The organism is Amycolatopsis sp. lyj-109, assembly GCF_046548995.1.
GTDB lineage: Bacteria > Actinomycetota > Actinomycetes > Mycobacteriales > Pseudonocardiaceae > Amycolatopsis.
Genome location: NZ_JAJPWR010000033.1, coordinates 1 through 18,486, shown reverse-complemented (window position 1 = coordinate 18,486; position 18,486 = coordinate 1). Strand labels below are relative to the sequence as shown.

The following is an 18,486-nucleotide window of genomic DNA, read 5'->3' as shown; positions in this document are numbered from 1 at the left end:
ACTGGGGGCATGGACGTGCAGACGTTGCGGCTCTTCCGCGAGGTCGCGGCCGGCGCCACCGTCACCGAGACGGCCGCTCGGGCGCACCTCACCCAGCCCGCGCTGTCGCGAGCACTCCGGCGCCTCGAGCACGACGCCGGCGCCGAGCTGTTCCGCCGGTCCGGGCGGGTGCTGCGGCTGACGCCGGCCGGGCACGCCTTCAAGCGGCACGTCGACCTCGTGCTCGACCGGCTCGACCAGGGCCTGCGCGAAGTCGGCGAGCTGGTCGCACCGGACAGCGGGGTCGTCCCGCTGGCGTTCCTGCACACGTTCGGCACCTGGCTCGTCCCCGCCATCCTGCGCGGCTTCCTCGCCGAGCACCCCGCCGCCCGCTTCGAACTGCGGCAGCACGGCGAGGAGGGGCTCGAGGCGGAGCTCCTCGACGGCACCGCGGACGTCGTCGTCACCAGCGGCGACCCCGGGCACCCGCAATTGCACTGGTCCCGGCTGCTCGTCGAGCCCCTGCGGCTGGCCGTGCCCCCGCACCACCGGCTCGCCGGGCGCCGGCGGGTGCGCCTCGCCGACGTCGCGGACGAAACGTTCATCCTGCTGCGCCCGGGATACACGCTGCGCGCGACGACCGAGCAGCTGTGCGCCGAGGCCGGGTTCACCCCGCGGATCGGGTTCGAAGGCGACGAGGTGGAGACGCTGCGCGGCCTCGTCACCGCCGGGCTCGGCGTGTCCGTGGTGCCGCTGCCGCACCCGGCGGCGTTCCCGGCACCGCACCTCGAACTGACCGATGTGGACGCTGCGCGCGACATCGGTCTCGCCTGGGCAGCGGGCCGGAACCTCCCGCCCCTGAGCGAAACCTTCCGCCGCCACGTCGTCGCCACGGCTGGTCCCGTTCGACCTCGACCGTCCACAAGGGACGATGTGAGAAGGGCCGTACGGGCCCGCGACATCGCCCGTGGTGTGACAGGGTGGCGGGCATGGTCGCCGCGCTGAGATCCTTCCTGCTGTCCTGGACCTCCGTCACCCCGGTGCTCGGCGTGCTCGTGCTGGCGCTCGCCTGGGGCCGCGACCTCGGCCCGGTCTTCGTCGCCGTCGTCGCCGTTGCCCTGGGGGCGACCGTGCTCGCCGCGGTGCACCACGCGGAGGTCGTCGCCCACCGCGTCGGGGAACCGTTCGGCTCACTGGTGCTGGCGGTCGCGGTCACCGTCATCGAGGTCGCGCTGATCGTCACGATGATGGTGTCCGGCGGCCCGGAGACGGGCTCGCTCGCGCGGGACACGGTGTTCGCCGCCGTGATGATCACGACCAACGGCATCGTCGGCATCTCACTGCTCGTCGGCGCCCGGCGCTACGGCACGACGCTGTTCAACTCCGAGGGCAGTGGCGCCGCGCTGGCGACGGTTGCGACGCTGGCCACGCTGAGCCTGGTGCTGCCGGCGTTCACCTCCAGCACGCCCGGCCCGGAGTTCTCCACCGCGCAGCTGACCTTCGCCGCGCTCGCGTCACTGGCGCTGTACGGGACGTTCGTGCTGACGCAGACGAAGCGGCACCGCGACTTCTTCCTCCCGGTGGCGGCGGACGGCGCGGTCAAGGAGGACGACCACGCCGACCCGCCGTCGAACCGCGAGGCACTGGGCAGCCTGGCCCTGCTGCTCGTGGCGCTGGTCGCGGTGGTCGGGCTGGCGAAGGTGGAATCGCCGGCGATCGAGGCCGGGGTGCGCGCCGCCGGGTTCCCGCAGTCGTTCGTCGGGGTGGTGATCGCGCTGCTGGTCCTGCTGCCGGAGACCCTGGCGGCGGTCCGCGCGGCGCAGCGCGACCGGATGCAGATCAGCCTCAACCTGGCGTACGGCTCGGCGATCGCGAGCATCGGCCTGACGATCCCGGCGATCGCGCTGGCGTCGGTCTGGCTGCCGGGCCGGCTCCTGCTCGGCCTGGGCTCGACCCAGATCGTTCTGCTGGCCCTGACGGTGGTGGTCAGCGTCCTGACGGTGGTCCCCGGCCGGGCAACCCGCCTCCAGGGCGGCGTGCACCTGGTCCTGCTGGCAGGCTTCCTCGTCCTGGCCATCAACCCCTGACAAACTTCGTGAAGGCCACCTTCACGAACTACAAGTTCCTCAAGGTGGCCTTCACGAAGTTTCCGGGGAGGTGGTGACCTCGATGCCGACTACGCACGTGTCGTCGTCCGTGTCGGCCGTGCTGTAGGTCAGCAGCCTGTCGAGCTGGTGCTCGAGGCCGCCGTCGTGGCCGTCCACCAGGGTGACCAGGCGGGACACCGAATCCTGGACCGGGCGGTCGCGGCGCTCGATCAGGCCGTCGGTGTAGATCAGCAGGATGTCGCCCTCGGCGAGCTGCAGCTCGTCCTCCTCGTATTCCACGTCGCGGACCGCGCCGAGCAGGGAACCGCGGATCAGGGGCAACGTCGTCGCCGTGCCGTCGCGGTGGCGGACGATCGGGGGCAGGTGCCCCGCCCGCGCCCAGCGCAGCTTCCGGTTCGCCGGGTCGTAGACGGCGGCCACCGCGGTCGCCGTGACGTGGTCGGTCAGGTGGTAGGCCACCAGGTTCAGCCACGTGAGCAGCTGGGCCGGCCCGGCTCCGGTCGCCGCGAGGCCGCGCAGGGCGTTGCGGAGGCTCACCATGCCCGTCGCCGCGTCGATGCCGTGGCCCGCGACGTCGCCGACGCACAGCAGGACCTCGCCCGTCGGCAACGCGACCGCGTCGTACCAGTCGCCGCCGACCAGGTGCTCCTTCTCCGCCGGGCGGTAGCGGACCGCCGCGCGCAGGCCCGGCATGTCGATCGGGCCCTTGGCCGGCGGCATGATCGCGTGCTGCAGCTGCAGCGCGAGCCGGTTGCGCTCGATCGACTCCTGTTCGGTCTCGGCCAGCCTGTCCCGCGTCGCGGCCAGCGCCACCTCGGTCCAGTGCTGCGACGAAACGTCCTGGTAGGCACCGCGGACCGCGACCAGTTCACCGCGGCCGTCGACGACCGGCTCGGCGACCACCCGGATGTACCGGGCGACGCCGTCGGAGCGCTGCAGCCGGAACGCCGTCGACGACGGGCGCTTGTGGTGCAGCACCGCCCGCAGGAACCGGCCGATCGCCGGGGCGTCGTCGGGGTGCGCGTGCACGGCCAGGTCGTGCAGCGACAGCGGTGCCGCGTTCGGCGGCAGGCCGTACAACGCGAACAGCTCGATGTTCCAGGTGATCGCCCCGGTGACGACGTTCTCCTCGAAGCCGCCGATGCGCCCGAGCCGCTGGGCGTGCTGCAACAGCACGGCGAGCTTCGCCGCGTCGTCCTGGATGCGCAGGATCAGCAGCACGTTCCCGGCGAAGCGCGTGACGCTGACGTCGGCGAGCACGGTCAGCGGCACCTGGTCGACCAGGGTGGTGATCGCCATGCTGTCGGCCCGGAACGGCTCTCCGGTGGCGTAGACGCGCTGGATCTTGTCGAGCAGGCCGCTTTCCTCGGCGGCGAGCGGGTACGCCTCCAGCAGCCGGGTGCCGACGATCCGGCTACGCGGCCGCCCACCCGGGTCGGCGAACCGGACGTTGGCGTGGTGGATCCGGAAGTCGCTGAGCCGGTTGCCGCCGTCGACGCACGGCGACAGCAGGACGGCCGGGTCGTGCAGGCCGTCGATGAAGTCGACCAGCTCGCCGAGGAAGTCGCCGGAGCTGCCCGCGGCCACCGGCGCGACCACGCCGTCCCAGGTGTCGAGGGTGTGCGCGCACAGTTCGGCCAGGGCCTCCAGCTGACGGCGCCGCCGGTCCGGTTCCGCGGGCAGCGGCTCCGGCCAGCACATCTCGACGACGCCGATGATCCGCCCGCCGGTGCCGGTCGGGACGGTCACCCGGCCGCCCCCGGAGAGCGTGTGCTGCCCGATCGACGGCAGACCGGCCCCCGCGAGCGTGGGGAGCCAGACGGTGTCGCGCTCGATCAGCGCGCGGCGGGCCGGCGTCGCCACGCCGGGCGGGACGTAGCACCAGCGCGCCGCCTCCTCGGCGGAGAACCCGGCCGAACCGGCCAGCGTCAGCGACCCGTCCGGCCCGGCGAGCCACACCGCGACGGCGGTCGCGCCGAGCGGGCGCAGCGCGTGCTCCAAAATGGATTCCGCGACGCGCTGGGTGTCCCCCGCCGCGAGCACGCCGCTCTCGGCCGTCCGCAGCCGCACCGCGACCGACTCCTCGTCGTCCGCGCGGGCCAGGAACTCCTGCGTCACCTCGGTGATGCGGTCCTCGGCCGCCTCGCCGACGACGTCCGCGGCGAACTCCAGCGGCGTCATCCCGGAGCGCTCGGCGAGCGACTCCAGCTGCTTCGCCGCGTCCGACGGCGTGCAGTGCAGCCGTTCCATCAGGACGCCCTTGGCCAGCTCGATCAGCCCGCGGCCGTCGGCGACGGCGTGCGCGTGCTCGACCTCGCCGCGCAGCCGGGCGACGGTGTCGGCGAGCCGGGCGAGGTTGGCCGACACCTCGGCCGGCGCGGGCAGCACGGGGACGCTCCGGTCTTCGGCGGGCAACCGCTCGTCGCCGATCACGCCGTCACGTGCCGCTTGATGCGGGCGATCAGGTCGTCCGCATCGACCGGTTTGGTGACGTAGTCGGTCGCGCCCGAGGCGAGGCTCTTCTCCCGGTCGCCCGGCATCGCCTTCGCCGTCACCGCGACGATCGGGATCCGGGCGTGCTCGGGCATCGCGCGGATCTTCGCGGTCGCGGTGTAGCCGTCCATCTCCGGCATCATCACGTCCATCAGGATCAGGTCGATGCCCGCGTGCGACGCGACCGTCTCGACGCCCTTGCGGCCGTCCTCGGCGTGCAGCACGTGCATGCCGTGCAACTCCAGGATCCCGGTCAGCGCGTAGACGTTGCGCGGGTCGTCGTCGACGATCAGCACCGTCCGGCCGGCCAGCGTGGTGTCGACGTCGGCCGCGCGCACCGGCGCGGCCGGCTCGTCCGGGCGGACCAGCGGCAGCACCGCGCCGGGCTCCTCCGCCGAAAGGTGCAGGGCGATCCGCTCGCGCAGCTCGTCCAGCCCGGACAGCACCTCCAGGGACGGGACGTCCGCGCGGGACTGCACCAGCTGTTCGAGTTCGCTGTCGAGCCGGCGGCTGTTGTGCGCGAGCACCGGGACCAGCCGCAGCGCGCTGTCACCCTGCATCGCGTCGAGGAAGTCGAACGCGGTCCGGTCCGGCAGGTCCAGGTCGAGCACCACGCAGTGGTAGGCGTCGGTGGCGAGCGCGGCGGCCGCCTCCTGCGTGCCGACCGCGGTCACCACCTCGACGTCGGCGGGCGACAGGCCGATGTCCCGGCTGTCGGACAGGTCCGCCGCCGCGCTCTCGGCGACGAGCGTCAGCAGCCCGTGCTGGCGCTCCTCGACGACCAGCAGCCGCCGGTACGCCCGCGGCCCCGACGCCGCGACGGCGGCACCGGGATCGGTGGTCGCGACCGCGGTGCCGGGGTGCTCCCCCGCCGGCAGCGTCGCGAAGTCCGGGCGCGCGACCGGCAGTGCGAAGATGAAGGTGCTGCCCTCGCCCAAGGTGCTTTCGGCGGTGATCACCCCGCCGAGCAGCTGCGCGATCTCGCGGCTGATCGACAGGCCGAGCCCGGTGCCGCCGTACTTGCGGCTGGTCGTGCCGTCGGCCTGCTGGAACGCGCCGAAGATCGATTCGAGCTGGTGCTCGGCGATCCCGATGCCGGTGTCGGTGACCCGGAACGCGACCGCGGGCCCGTGCACCCGCAGCGGCCGGGGCAGCCGCTCGGGGTCCACCGGCTCGATGTGCAGCTCGATCCCGCCGACCTCGGTGAACTTGACGGCGTTGGACAGCAGGTTGCGCAGCACCTGCCGCAGCCGCGAGTCGTCGGTCAGCAGCTCGGTGGGCGAACCGGGCGCGACGGTGATCCGGAAGTCCAGGTTGCGCTGCGAGGTCATCGGCCGGAACGTCGCCTCGACGTAGTCGATGAGCTGGCGCAGCGACACCTGCTCCGGGGTGACGTCCATCTTCCCGGCCTCGACCTTCGACAGGTCGAGGATGTCGTTGATCAGCTGCAGCAGGTCGGAACCGGCGGAGTGGATGATGCCCGCGTACTCGACCTGCTTCGCGGTGAGGTTGCGGGTCGGGTTCTGCGCGAGCAGCTGGGCGAGGATCAGCAGGCTGTTGAGCGGGGTGCGCAGCTCGTGGCTCATGTTGGCCAGGAACTCCGACTTGTACTTCGACGCCAGCGTCAGCTGCTGGGCGCGGGCCTCCAGCTCCTGGCGGGCCTGCTCGATCTCGAGGTTCTTCGTCTCGATGTCGCGGTTCTGCGTGACCAGCAGCGCCGCCTTCTCCTCCAGCTCGGCGTTGGACGACTGGAGTTCTTCCTGCCGCGCCTGGAGTTCCTCCGAGCGGGCCTGCAGCTCCGCGGTCAGCCGCTGCGACTCGCCGAGCAGCTCGTCGGTGCGGGCGTTGGCGACGATGCTGTTGACGTTGACGCCGATCTGCTCCATCAGCAGCTCGAGGAACGCCCGGTGCACCAGCGTGAAGCCGTGCACCGACGCCAGCTCGAGCACGCCCAGGACCTGGTCCTCGACCACGATCGGCAGCACGATCAGGCTGGCCGGGGTGGTGCTGCCGAGGCCGGAGGAGATGGTGGCGTAGCCGGGCGGGACGTCGTCGACGGCGATCGCGCGGCGGCTGCGGGCGGCCTGGCCGACCAGTGACTGGCCGACCCGGAACCGCACGGCCGGCCCGTCTCCGTCGTCAGGGTGGCCGTACGCGCCGACCAGCCGCAGTTCGGGGACCTCGGCGTTGTCGTCGGCCAGGTAGAACGCGCCGTACTGGGCGTTGACCAGCGGGACCAGCTCGTCCATCACCGCGGCCGCGACGACGGCGAGGTCCCGGCGGCCCTGCATCAGCCCGGTGATGGTGGCCAGGTTCGACTTCAGCCAGTCCTGCTCCTGGTTCGCCCGCGTCGTCTCGCGCAGCGACTCCACCATCGAGTTGATGTTGTCCTTCAGCTCGGCGACCTCGCCGGAGGCGTCGACGGTGATCGACCGGGTCAGGTCGCCCTCGGCGACCGCGCTGGTCACCTCGGCGATCGCCCGCACCTGCCGGGTGAGGTTCCCGGCCAGCTCGTTGACGTTCTCCGTCAGCCGCTTCCAGGTGCCCGACACGCCTTCGACTTCGGCCTGGCCGCCGAGGCGGCCCTCGCTGCCGACCTCGCGCGCCACACGCGTGACCTCCGCCGCGAACGCCGAGAGCTGGTCGACCATCGTGTTGATCGTGGTCTTGAGCTCGAGGATCTCGCCGCGGGCGTCGACGTCGATCTTGCGGGTCAGGTCGCCCTGGGCGACGGCGGTGGTCACCTGGGCGATGTTGCGGACCTGGCCGGTGAGGTTGTTCGCCATCGAGTTGACGTTGTCGGTGAGGTCCTTCCAGGTGCCGGCGACGTTCGGCACCCGCGCCTGGCCGCCCAGCATGCCCTCGGTGCCGACCTCGCGGGCCACGCGGGTGACCTCGTCCGCGAACGCCGACAGCGTGTCCACCATCGTGTTGATGACGTCGGCCAGGGCCGCGACCTCGCCCTTGGCCTCGACGGTGATCTTGCCCGACAGGTCGCCGCGCGCGACGGCCGTGGCGACCTGCGCGATCGAGCGGACCTGGCCGGTCAGGTTGGACGCCATGACGTTGACGTTGTCGGTGAGGTTCTTCCAGGTCCCGGACACGCCGCGGACGGTGGCCTGGCCGCCGAGGTTGCCCTCGGTGCCGACCTCACGCGCCACCCGGGTGACCTCGTCCGCGAACGCCGACAGCTGATCCACCATCGTGTTGATGGTGTCCTTCAGTTCGAGGATCTCGCCGCGGGCGTCGACCCGGATCTTCTGCGACAGGTCGCCGCGGGCGACCGCGGTGGTGACCTGGGCGATCGAGCGGACCTGCGCGGTGAGGTTGTCGGCCATGACGTTGACCGACTCGGTGAGGTCCTTCCAGGTGCCGGAGACGCCCTTGACATCCGCCTGGCCGCCCAGCCGGCCCTCCGTGCCTACCTCGCGCGCCACCCGGGTGACCTCGTCCGCGAACGCGGACAGCTGATCCACCATCGTGTTCAGCGTGTCCTTGAGCTCCAGGACCTCGCCGCGGGCGGTGACGTTGATCTTCTGCGAGAGGTCGCCGCTCGCCACCGCGGTGGCGACCTGGGCGATGTTGCGGACCTGGTCGGTCAGGTTCCCGGCCATGAAGTTCACCGAGTCGGTGAGGTCCCGCCAGGTGCCGGAGACGCCCTTGACGTCGGCCTGGCCCCCCAGCCGCCCTTCGGTGCCGACTTCGCGGGCCACTCTCGTGACTTCGTCGGCGAACGACGACAGCTGATCCACCATCGTGTTGATCGTGTTCTTGAGTTCGAGGATCTCGCCGCGGGCGTCGACGGTGATCTTCTGGGACAGGTCGCCCTTGGCGACCGCCGTCGTCACCTGGGCGATGTTGCGGACCTGGTCGGTCAGGTTGCCCGCCATGAAGTTCACCGAGTCGGTGAGGTCGCGCCACACCCCGCCGACGCCGGGCACCTGGGCCTGGCCGCCGAGGCGGCCTTCGCTGCCCACCTCGCGCGCCACCCGGGTGACCTCGTCCGCGAACGACGACAGCTGATCCACCATCGTGTTGACGGTGTCCTTCAGCTCGAGGATTTCGCCGCGGGCGTCGACGTCGATCTTCTGCGACAGGTCGCCCTTCGCGACCGCGGTCGCGACCTGGGCGATGTCACGGACCTGGGTGGTGAGGTTGCCGGCCATGGCGTTCACCGAGTCGGTGAGGTCCTTCCACGTGCCGGACACGCCGGGGACCTTCGCCTGGCCGCCGAGCTGCCCCTCGCTGCCGACCTCCCGCGCGACGCGGGTGACCTCGGAGGTGAACAGCGAGAGCTGGTCGGCCATGCCGTTGAACACCGTGGCGATCTCGCCGAGCAGGCCGTCGGCCCCGCCCGGCAGCCGGATGCCGAAGTCGCCGTCGCGGACGGCGGTCAGGCCGGCCAGCAGCCGGCGCAGCTCCTGCTCCCCGGCCTCGCCCACGCCCGAGGCGTCCGCACCCGGGCGCACACCGTCGACCATTGCCCCGCTCATCCGTCACCCGTTTCTTCGCTTGTCGGCACCGTGCGCCGTCCCGCCGTCTGCACACCGGGTGGCTCAGCATAGTGCAGCTGCACTAGAGTGGGCGGCAACGGTTGAGCAACCAGCCGCGCCCGTGTCCACGCGCGCTCCCCAGGCGGTGCTCGAAAGCCTTTCCTTCTCTCCCAGGCCATCCGGCCACATTGCCCCGTTCGGCTGAACGCCGTCCCGGGGTCCGGTTGCGTGCGCGCGTGCGCCGTCGCCGCGCTTCGCCATGCCCGGCTTCAGCATCCGATGTGGACACTCCACTGTGGAATCGCCGGGGTCCGGCTCAGAGCCAGTCCTTGCGTTTGAACAATGCGTACAGGCCCACCGAAAGCGCCAGCACGGCGACCGTCGAAGCCCAGAACCCGCTCGGCGCACCGTAGCCCGGGTACGGCACGTTCTGACCGTAGAACCCGGTCACCGCCGTGGGCACCGCGATCACGGCCGCCCAGCCGGTGACCTTCTTCATGACCAGGTTCAGCCGGTTGCCCTGCAGGTTCAGCTGCGTCTCCCGGACCGTGGCGATCAGCTCCCGCATTGCCTCGGTCTGCTCCGCGGCCTGACGGGCGTGGTCGTGGACGTCCTCGAAGTACGGGCGGGTCAGCTCGTCGGCCAGCCGCAGGTCCGGCCGCATCAGGGAACTGATCACCTCCCGCATCGGCAGCACCACGCGGCGCAGCGCGGTCAGGCTCTTGCGGAGCCGGAACGAGCGGCGCTGCAGTTCCGAGGAGTCCGGACGCTCTTCGAAGACCAGGTCTTCCAAGGCTTCGACCTCGTCGTCGAGCGCCTGCACGGCTTCGAAGTGCCCGTCGACGACGTGGTCGAGCAGGCCGTGCACCAGGAAGGCCACGCCGGACTTCGCCAGTTCCCCAGACTGGTCCCAGCGGTGCACGACCGGCTCGATGGCGAAGCCCTCGTCCTTGCGCACGGTCACCAGCGCCCGCGGCGTGACGAACGCGCCGAACTCGGCGGTGGTGAGGCGTCCTGTCCTCGCGTCGAACTGCACGGCGTAAGCCGACAGGAAAGCGTGCCCTTCGTAGCGGTCCAGCTTGGGCCGCTGATGGTCGGAGACGGCGTCCTCCACGGCGAGCCGGTGCAGGCCGAGTTCGCCGGCGAGCTCGGCCAGATCGGCCTCGGTCGGCGCACAGAGGTCCACCCACACCGCGGTCCCCGGTTCGGCCAGGAACTCGGAGACGTCATCGACGGGGAAGTCCTCCTTCTGCAGGACGCCGTCGCGGTACACGCGGGTTCTCGTCATCCAGGGTGACTACCCGGCGCGGCGCCGGCTCACACGAGGCCGAACGTCAAGGGCTTTCCCTGCGCCGCAGATCGTATATCATTTGACATATGTTCCTCGAGCGACCGGGCAAGATCATCGCGCTGCACCTCAACTACCGGTCGCGGGCCGCGCAGCGCGGCCGGGTCCCGCAGCAGCCCTCGTACTTCCTCAAGCCACCGACGTCGGTGGCCGCGAGCGGGGACGTCCTCGAACGCCCGGCGGGAACCGAACTCCTGGGCTTCGAAGGGGAGATCGCGCTGGTCATCGGCCAGACGGCCCGCCGGGTCACCCCGGAAGCCGGCTGGTCGCACGTCGCCGGGGTCACCGCCGCCAACGACTTCGGCGTGCACGACCTGCGCTACGCCGACCAGGGCAGCAACCTGCGGTCGAAGGGCGGCGACGGGTTCTGCCCGCTCGGCCCGGCGGTGCTGCCCGCCGCGGACGTCGACCCGGCCGCGCTGCGGTTGCGCACCTGGCTCAACGGCGAACTCGTCCAGGAGGACACGACGGCCGGGATGCTGTTCGGCTTCGGCCGGCTGATCGCGGACCTCTCCCAGCTGATCACCCTCGAACCCGGAGACGTCGTGCTCACCGGCACTCCGGCGGGCGCATCGGTCGCGGTTCCGGGTGACGTCGTCGAGGTCGAAGTCGACACCGCCGGGCACACCACCGGCCGCCTGGTCACCCCGATCGCCGCGGGAACCGTCCCGTTCGGACCGTACGGGGCGCTCCCCCGCGCCGACGACCGGCAGCGAGCCGACGCGTACGGGTCGGTCACGCCGGCGTTCGCGCTGTCCCCGGCGATCCGGGACCGGATCGAATCCGTCGGTACCGCAACGCTTTCCGCTCAGCTGCGCAAGCGGGGCCACGATGCGGTCTCGATCGACGGGCTCACGCCGACCCGGCCCGGCACCCGGCTGACCGGCCGCGCCAGGACCCTGCGGTACCTGCCCTACCGCGAAGACCTCTTCCGCACCCACGGCGGCGGGTACAACGCGCAGAAACGCGCGATCGACGCCCTCGGCCCCGGCGACGTCCTCGTCGTCGAAGCGCGCGGGGAACGCGGCGCCGGCACTGTCGGCGACATCCTCGCGTTGCGGGCCCAGGTACGCGGCGCCACCGGGATCGTCACCGACGGCGGCCTCCGCGACCTCGCCGCGGTGTCCGCTTTGGACATTCCGGTGCACCACGCCGGCCCGCACCCGTCCGTGCTCGGCCGACGGCACGTGCCGTGGGACGCCGGCGGCGCGATCGCCTGCGGTGGCGCGGCGGTCTGCCCCGGCGACGTGATCGTGGGCGACGACGACGGCATCCTGGTCATCCCGCCGGACCTCGTCGAAGAGGTCGTCGACGCGGCCATCGAGCAGGAGCGGCAGGAGCGGTTCATCGCCGAGCAGGTCGCCGCGGGCGAGCGCGTCGAAGGGCTCTACCCGATGAACGAGCACTGGCGTGCGAGGTACGCCGCCTGGCTCGAAAAGCGGTGACCGACCGAGGAAGGGAAACCCATGCGCTTCCGCTCCGATCCCCAGGCCGTCCGCGGGTCGATCGCGCCGCTGATGACGCCGTTCACCGCCGACGGCGCGGTCGACCACCGCGGCCTCGAGAACCTCGTGCGCTGGCAGCTCGCCTCGGGCTCGCACGGCATCTCGATCGGCGGGTCCACCGGTGAACCCGGCTCGCAGACCGTCGCCGAGCGAGCCGAGGCGATCCGGACGGTGGCCGCGGCGGTCGGCGACCGCGTCCCCTTCGTCCCGGGCACGGGTTCGGCGAAGCTGGACGAGACCCTGGAGCTGACGGCGCTCGCCCGCGACGCCGGGGTCGACGCCGCGCTCGTCATCACGCCGTACTACGCCCGGCCCACCCAGGACGCGCTGTTCGTCTGGTACCGCACGGTCTGCCGGGAGTTCCCCGACCTGCCGATCGTCGCCTACAACGTGCCGAGCCGGACCGCGGTCGACCTCGCCCCCGAGACGGTCGCCCGGCTGTACCGCTCGTGCGACAACTTCGTGGGGATCAAGGAGACGACGAAGGACTTCGAGCACTTCTCCCGCGTCCTGCACCAGTGCGGACGGGAGCTGCTGGTCTGGTCCGGGATCGAACTGCTGTGCCTGCCGCTGCTGGCCCTCGGCGGCGCCGGGTTCGTCAGCGCCACGGCCAACATCGCCCCCGCCGCGTGCGCCGAACTGTACGAGGCCTGGCAGGCCGGCGACCACGAACGCGCCCGCGAACTCCACTACGGCCTGCACCCCCTGGTCGACCTGCTGTTCGTCGAGACCAACCCGGCCCCCGGGAAGTGGGTGCTCGAACACCGCGGGCTCATCGCGTCCGGGCACGTGCGGCCACCGCTGATCCCGCCGACCCGGACCGGTCTCGCCCGGATCAAGGAACTCATGAGCGAAGGCGAGCAGTACCTGTCGCCCGTCGAAGGCTTCACCGTGCAGGGGCGAGCATGAGTCACCACGTCCCGGAGGGCCTGCCGGGCCGGCTCCGGCACTACATCGGCGGCGAACTCGTCGACAGCGTCTCCGGCAAGACCTTCGACGTGCTCGACCCGGTGTCCAACACCCCGTACGTCACCGCAGCGGCGGGCCAGGCCGAAGACGTCGACCGGGCAGTCGCGGCGGCGCGGAAAGCCTTCACTCAGGGACCGTGGCCGCGGATGCTCCCGCGGGCCCGGGCGCGGATCCTGAACAAGATCGCCGACGCCGTCGAGGCCCAGGACCGGCAGCTGGCCGAACTGGAAACCTTCGACACCGGCCTGCCGATCACGCAGGCGCTCGGGCAGGCGCAGCGCGCGGCCGAGAACTTCCGGTTCTTCGCCGACCTCGTCGTCGCCCAGGCCGACGACACCTACCAGGTCCCTGGCCGCCAGGTGAACTACGTCCACCGCAAACCCGTCGGCGTCGCCGGGCTGATCACGCCGTGGAACACCCCGTTCATGCTGGAGAGCTGGAAGCTCGCCCCCGCACTCGCCTCGGGCTGCACCGTGGTGCTCAAGCCGGCCGAGTTCACGCCGCTCTCGGCGAGCCTCTGGGCCGGGATCTTCGCCGGCGCCGGGCTCCCCGACGGCGTGTTCAACCTGGTCAACGGCTTCGGCGAGGAGGCGGGCGACGCGCTGGTCAAGCACCCGGACGTGCCGCTCATCTCGTTCACCGGCGAGACCACGACCGGGCAGACGATCTACCGCAATTGCGCGACGCACCTCAAAGGCATGTCGATGGAGCTGGGCGGCAAGTCCCCGGCGATCGTCTTCGCCGATGCCGACCTCGACGCCGCCCTCGACTCGACGCTCTTCGGCGTTTTCTCCCTCAACGGCGAACGCTGCACCGCGGGCAGCCGGATCCTCCTCGAACGGCCGATCTACGACGAGTTCTGCGCGCGATTCGCGGCTCGCGCGGCGAACATCATCGTCGGCGATCCGCACGACCCGGCCACCGAAATCGGCGCGCTCGTCCATCCCGAGCACTACGCCAAGGTGATGCGGTACGTCGAGCTGGGCAAGACCGAAGGCCGGCTGCTCGCCGGCGGCGGCCGTCCGCCCGGCCTGGACAGCGGGAACTACGTGGCGCCGACGGTGTTCGCCGATGTCCCGTCCACCGCGCGGATCTTCCAGGAGGAGATCTTCGGCCCGGTCGTCGCGCTGACGCCGTTCGACACCGAAGCCGAGGCCCTCGCGCTGGCCAACGACGTCAAGTACGGGCTCGCCGCATACCTGTGGACGGCCGATCTGACGCGGGCGCACACCTTCGCGCAGTCGGTCGAAGCCGGGATGGTCTGGCTGAACTCGCACAACGTCCGCGACCTGCGCACCCCGTTCGGCGGGGTCAAGGCCTCCGGCCTCGGCCACGAAGGCGGCTACCGCTCCCTCGGCTTCTACACCGACCAGCAGGCCATCCACGTCTCGCTCGGGCCGGTGCACCCGGTCCGGTTCGGCACCGTCCGGAAAGGACAGTCATGACCGTTACCCCGCCGGACGTCCTCCGCTGCGCGTACGCCGAACTCGTCGTCACCGATCTCGCCGCGTCGCGGGCGTTCTACGTCGATGTGCTCGGGCTCGTCGTCACCCACGAGGATGCCGACGCGGTGTACCTGCGGGCGTTCGAGGAGTACCTGCACCACTCACTGGTGCTGCGCACGGGGGCCACGCCGGCGCTGGGCGTGCTGGCCTACCGGGTGCGGAGCCCGGCCGATCTCGGCTTGGCCGAGGCGTACCACCGCGCGCTCGGGTGCCGGGCCGAGCGTCGTCCGGCCGGTGCCACGCGGGGGATCGGCGAGGCGGTGCGGGTCATCGACCCGCTCGGCTTCCCGGTGGAGTTCTTCCACGAGGCCGAGCACGTCGAGCGGTTCACCCAGCGCTACGACGTCCACGGGCCCGGCGCGCTGTCGCGGCTGGACCACTTCAACCTGGACACCCCGGACGTCCCGGCGGCCCGGACGTACTACGAGGGCCTGGGTTTCCGCGTCTCGGAGGACATCCAGGACGCCGAGGGCACGGTGTACGCGGCCTGGATGTTCCGCAAGCCGACCGTCCACGACGTCGCCCTGACCGGCGGCGACGGCCCCCGGCTGCACCACATCGCGTTCGCCGCGCACGAGCGGCACCAGATCCTGCACATCTGCGACCACCTCGGCGCCCTGCGCAAACCCGGCACGATCGAACGCGGGCCGGGCCGCCACGGCGTGTCGAACGCCTTCTACCTCTACCTGCGCGACCCCGACGGGCACCGCATCGAGATCTACACCCACGACTACTACACCGGTGACCCGGACAACCCGGTGATCACCTGGGACGTCCACGACAACCAGCGCCGCGACTGGTGGGGCAACCCGGTGGTGCAGAGCTGGTACACCGACGCGTCGGTCGTGCTGGACCTGTCCGGTCAGGTCCAGCCGGTGGTCGCCCGGGCCGAGCCGCGCGAAGCCGACGTCACCGTCGGCGCGGACGGGTTCTCGTTCACCGGCTCGGCGGAGTACAAGCTAGGCCAGCAGGTCTGAGAACCAGGCGCGGGCGCGGTGCAGGTAGTCGAGCTGGTGGCCGCGTTCGCGGAGGGAATGGCCCTCCCGGGGGTAGACGACGAACTCGTGCGGCCGGTCCCCGAGGGCGTCGTGCAGGAGTTCGGCCTGCGAGAGCGGGACGTTCGTGTCGTCCTCGCCGTGCACGATGAGAACAGGGGTCGCGATCCGGCCGGCGTGGGCGATCGGGCTGTTCTCCCGGCCGCCGAGGGCGCGGTCGTACCGGCCGCACTCCCCGGTCGCGGCGAGCAGCGGCCAGTCGATGACGCCAGCGTTGACGACGGCCGCCTTGAAGCGATCCGTCTGCGTGACGGCCCAGGCCGCCATGAACCCGCCGTGGCTCCCGCCGCCGATCCCGAGCCGGTCTTCGTCGGCGACGCCCGCCTCGACGAGCAGGTCGATCCCGGTGAGGAGGTCGGTGAACTCCGCACCCCCGACGTCGCCGGCGACGCTCGCCGCGAAGGCGTGACCGTGGCCGAGGCCGCCGCGGGGATTCGGGAGGAACACCGCGAACCCGGCCGCGGCCAGCCACTGGCCGTGGCGGAACCACCCGAGCTGGAACCGGTCGGCGAAGCGGTCGTACGGTCCGCCGTGGACCAGGGTGACGAGCGGGAAAGGCCCGTCCGCGCGGGTCCGGCCGGGTGGGAGGACGAGGAGGCCGTCGAGTTCCAGGCCGTCTTCGGCGCGGTAGGACAGGCGTTCCTGGGTGCCCCACCGGATCCCGCGCAGCTGCGGTTCGCCGAGGCGGGTGCGCGGACCGCCGGGTGGACCGCAGTGGACGGCGTCGGGCTCGGTGGCGCTGCTCCCGACGACGGCGATGCCGCCCCCGCTCGCACTCAGGTCCTGCAGGCTGCCGGGCACGCGGTCCAGCTCGGTGAAGGTGCCGGCGGCGGGGTCGAGGCGCCGGATCGTGGTGTCGAGGCCTTCGGCGAACAGGGCCAGCAGCCGTCCGTCACCGGCCCTGGCCAGTTCGATCGGGCAGACGCTCATCCCGGCGGTGAGGTTCCGTTGGCCGTCGGCGTCGAAGATCGCGCGGCCGCTGATCAGGCCGGGCGGGGTGAGGCCGAGGTAGGCCAGGCGCCAGCCGGCCTCGTCGCGCCACCAGGTGAGCGACTCGGCCTCCAGCGCCGGGGCGCCGAGCTCCTGCCGGGCACCGGTGGCGGGGTCGACGAGGTGGAGGCCGGGCTCGTAGAGCCCGGGCTCCCGGTCGGCGACGGACCAGGTGAGCACGGCGAGGGTGTGGCCATCCGGCCGCGCGGCGGCTTCGGCGACGTGCCGCGAGCCGAAGTCGCCGAGCGCGCGGACGGCGCGCGTCGACGGGTCGAGGAGCCAGAGCCGATCGGGCCGGGCGGCGGTGTCCCAGGTGGGTGCCTCGGCAGCACCCGGCCGCACCACGCGCACCCGGGGGTCGGCCGGCGCTGCCTTCTCCTCCGGCGCGACGAGCACCACCGCACCGCTGTCCGGCAGCAGCACGTAATCGCCGATCCCCGAACGCCAGTCCGTCAGCTGCTCCGGATCACCACCGTCCCGGCGCACCCGGTGCAGCTGCGCGGTCCCGCGATCGGCGCGGTCGGAGAGGAAGTACACCCACCCGGAATCCGCCGACCACCGTGGCTCCTGGTCCTCCGCCGTCGCGGCGGCGAGCTCCCGAGGCGGTGCACTCCCGTCCGCGGCCCCCACCCACAGCCCGCTGTCCGGGTACTCCCCGGCACGTCCCACCGGTGCGCGGACGAACACCACCCACCGCCCGTCCGGTGACATCCGCGGTGTCTGCGGCACCAACCGGTCGACCACGGCCTCCGCCGTCAGCTTCCCCATGGACCCCAGTCTGCCCGAACCTGATCAACTCCGGCCCGTGGCCAGCACGGCCAGCAGCCGCTCGTGGTCGCCCGCTTCGCGCAGAACCGGGGCGTCCAGGGTGCCCGCGTCCGGGTCGCCCGCGCGGATCGCCGCCAGGAACCGGACCACCGCGCGGGGGTCCGGGAAGACTTCGCCGCCCAGGTAGGCCAGGACCGTCGCCGCCTCGCCCGTCGCGTCTTCGATCGCCGCCGCCCAGCCGTGGACTTCGTCCCAGACCAGGGCCAGGTCGTGGCCCGGGAAGCGGGCCAAGCGCCAGTCGAGGGCGATGTAGGCCGCCGCGGGGGTGCCCTCGTCGAGCGTGCAGGACTCCAGTCCCACCCCCACGGCCCGGGCCACCGCACCCACGTAACCCCGCAACCGCCGCTCGAACGAGAACTCCGTGTCGCGCTCGAAGTCGATCAGAATGCTCAACGCCGCCTCGCTTTCCCGGTTTCGCCGCGGGATCCTCCGCGGTCGCCCGATCGGGTACCCCGGCGCCCCGGCGCTCAATCCCGGCGAATCGGACAGTAAATGTCGTCTATTCGGCGACATCTCACTTGTCATCGAAAAGATGACATGTTAGAACCGGAGCATCCGAAGAGAAAGGTGACAGACCCCCGTGACCGCATCGCTCGAACTCCCGACCGGTTACCAGCACCCCGCCGTCACCGCACTGCTCGGCTACCTCCACGACGTCACCGCCGAGCTCGGGATCGGCCTCGAGTCCTGCACCCTCGACCACGACAGCCCGGTTTCGGCCTACGTCGCCCTCGACATCCGGCTGCCGCACTATCCCGGCCGCGACGTGGCCCTCCTCTGGGACGAAGTCCACGGCTGGGCGGCGGCGATCGAGACGCACTCCGGCGAGGACCTGATCGTCCTGCGTTACCTGGGCGGCCCCACGGTGGCCCCGGCCCCACGCCGGGTCGCGCGGTTCGTCACCGCCCTGCGCGAAGACGACCACTCAGTGGGACGGCAAGACCCGGTGCAGCTCCGGACCGCGGGCGACCCCGGCGCCCTCGCCGCACTGCTGCGCCGACCGGCCGTGGCCCGATGACGGCGCCGCTGCCCCTGCCCGAGAGCTTCGCTGACGTTCCGTGGCCACGACCGCGAGCAGGTCGACGTGTCTTGAATGACTCATTCAGTTGTCGGTGTCCCTGGCGGGACGTCCGTGCTGGGGTGAAAATCGTGTCTGGTCGCTTGCGTGACGTCGTGTGTCCTTGGCGCTGGGTCGAGGCCGTCATTCAGTCTG

12 protein-coding genes are annotated in these 18,486 nt (G+C 71.9%); 7 read left to right on the top strand and 5 right to left on the bottom strand.

Annotated elements, in window-relative coordinates; translation table 11 throughout:
- The first annotated feature begins 9 nt into the window (after positions 1-9).
- Together ACLJQF_RS43195 and ACLJQF_RS43190 are read left to right on the top strand one after the other, a co-directional pair.
- On the top strand, positions 10-984 hold the full coding sequence (locus ACLJQF_RS43195) for a LysR family transcriptional regulator (protein WP_410616112.1): 975 nt from the start codon (positions 10-12) through the stop codon (positions 982-984).
- Entirely contained in the window at positions 969-2,066 is a 1,098-nt protein-coding gene (locus tag ACLJQF_RS43190) for a calcium:proton antiporter (RefSeq protein WP_410616111.1), read from the top strand. The genes ACLJQF_RS43195 and ACLJQF_RS43190 overlap by 16 nt, the downstream gene beginning before the upstream one ends.
- 51 nt (positions 2,067-2,117) lie before the next feature.
- Here the strand turns inward: ACLJQF_RS43190 and ACLJQF_RS43185 are convergent, their stop codons facing one another.
- The 3 genes from ACLJQF_RS43185 to ACLJQF_RS43175 form a co-directional block, all read right to left on the bottom strand.
- Positions 2,118-4,520 carry a SpoIIE family protein phosphatase gene (locus ACLJQF_RS43185; RefSeq protein WP_410616110.1) on the bottom strand — a complete coding sequence of 801 codons (2,403 nt, stop codon included), beginning with the start codon at positions 4,518-4,520 and terminating at the stop codon, positions 2,118-2,120.
- On the bottom strand, positions 4,517-9,061 hold the full coding sequence (locus ACLJQF_RS43180) for a HAMP domain-containing protein (protein ID WP_410616175.1): 4,545 nt from the start codon (positions 9,059-9,061) through the stop codon (positions 4,517-4,519). The genes ACLJQF_RS43185 and ACLJQF_RS43180 overlap by 4 nt, the downstream gene beginning before the upstream one ends.
- Positions 9,062-9,389: 328 nt before the next feature.
- Positions 9,390-10,361 carry a magnesium transporter CorA family protein gene (locus ACLJQF_RS43175; protein ID WP_410616109.1) on the bottom strand — a complete coding sequence of 324 codons (972 nt, stop codon included), beginning with the start codon at positions 10,359-10,361 and terminating at the stop codon, positions 9,390-9,392.
- An 89-nt stretch (positions 10,362-10,450) separates the two neighbouring features.
- On the opposite strand from ACLJQF_RS43175, the gene ACLJQF_RS43170 reads away from it, so the two are divergent.
- The 4 genes from ACLJQF_RS43170 to hpaD are packed head-to-tail and all read left to right on the top strand — an operon-like array spanning position 10,451 to position 15,377.
- Positions 10,451-11,866 (top strand): fumarylacetoacetate hydrolase family protein, encoded by a 1,416-nt coding sequence (locus ACLJQF_RS43170; protein WP_410616108.1) that lies wholly within the window; start codon positions 10,451-10,453, stop codon positions 11,864-11,866.
- 21 nt (positions 11,867-11,887) lie between these two features.
- The gene (gene dapA, locus ACLJQF_RS43165) at positions 11,888-12,835 is read left to right on the top strand and encodes a 4-hydroxy-tetrahydrodipicolinate synthase (protein WP_410616107.1); all 948 of its coding nucleotides are present in this window, start codon (positions 11,888-11,890) and stop codon (positions 12,833-12,835) included.
- A complete protein-coding gene (gene hpaE / locus ACLJQF_RS43160; RefSeq protein WP_410616106.1) occupies positions 12,832-14,340 on the top strand; it encodes a 5-carboxymethyl-2-hydroxymuconate semialdehyde dehydrogenase in 1,509 nt (502 codons plus the stop codon). The genes dapA and hpaE overlap by 4 nt, the downstream gene beginning before the upstream one ends.
- Positions 14,337-15,377 carry a 3,4-dihydroxyphenylacetate 2,3-dioxygenase gene (hpaD, locus tag ACLJQF_RS43155; protein WP_410616105.1) on the top strand — a complete coding sequence of 347 codons (1,041 nt, stop codon included), beginning with the start codon at positions 14,337-14,339 and terminating at the stop codon, positions 15,375-15,377. Before hpaE ends, hpaD begins: the two co-directional genes overlap by 4 nt.
- Here hpaD and ACLJQF_RS43150 read toward each other — a convergent pair.
- Together ACLJQF_RS43150 and ACLJQF_RS43145 are read right to left on the bottom strand one after the other, a co-directional pair.
- Complete coding sequence (locus ACLJQF_RS43150; protein WP_410616104.1) at positions 15,360-17,213, bottom strand: S9 family peptidase; 1,854 nt, start codon at positions 17,211-17,213, stop codon at positions 15,360-15,362. The two genes, hpaD and ACLJQF_RS43150, sit on opposite strands and share 18 nt — an antisense overlap.
- Before the next feature lie 24 nt (positions 17,214-17,237).
- Complete coding sequence (locus tag ACLJQF_RS43145; protein WP_410616103.1) at positions 17,238-17,666, bottom strand: DUF6292 family protein; 429 nt, start codon at positions 17,664-17,666, stop codon at positions 17,238-17,240.
- Between the two features lie 187 nt (positions 17,667-17,853).
- Between ACLJQF_RS43145 and ACLJQF_RS43140 the strand changes: the two genes are divergently transcribed.
- Positions 17,854-18,291, top strand: a complete 438-nt coding sequence (locus tag ACLJQF_RS43140; RefSeq protein WP_410616102.1) for a DUF6292 family protein — start codon at positions 17,854-17,856, stop codon at positions 18,289-18,291.
- Positions 18,292-18,486 lie beyond the last annotated feature (195 nt).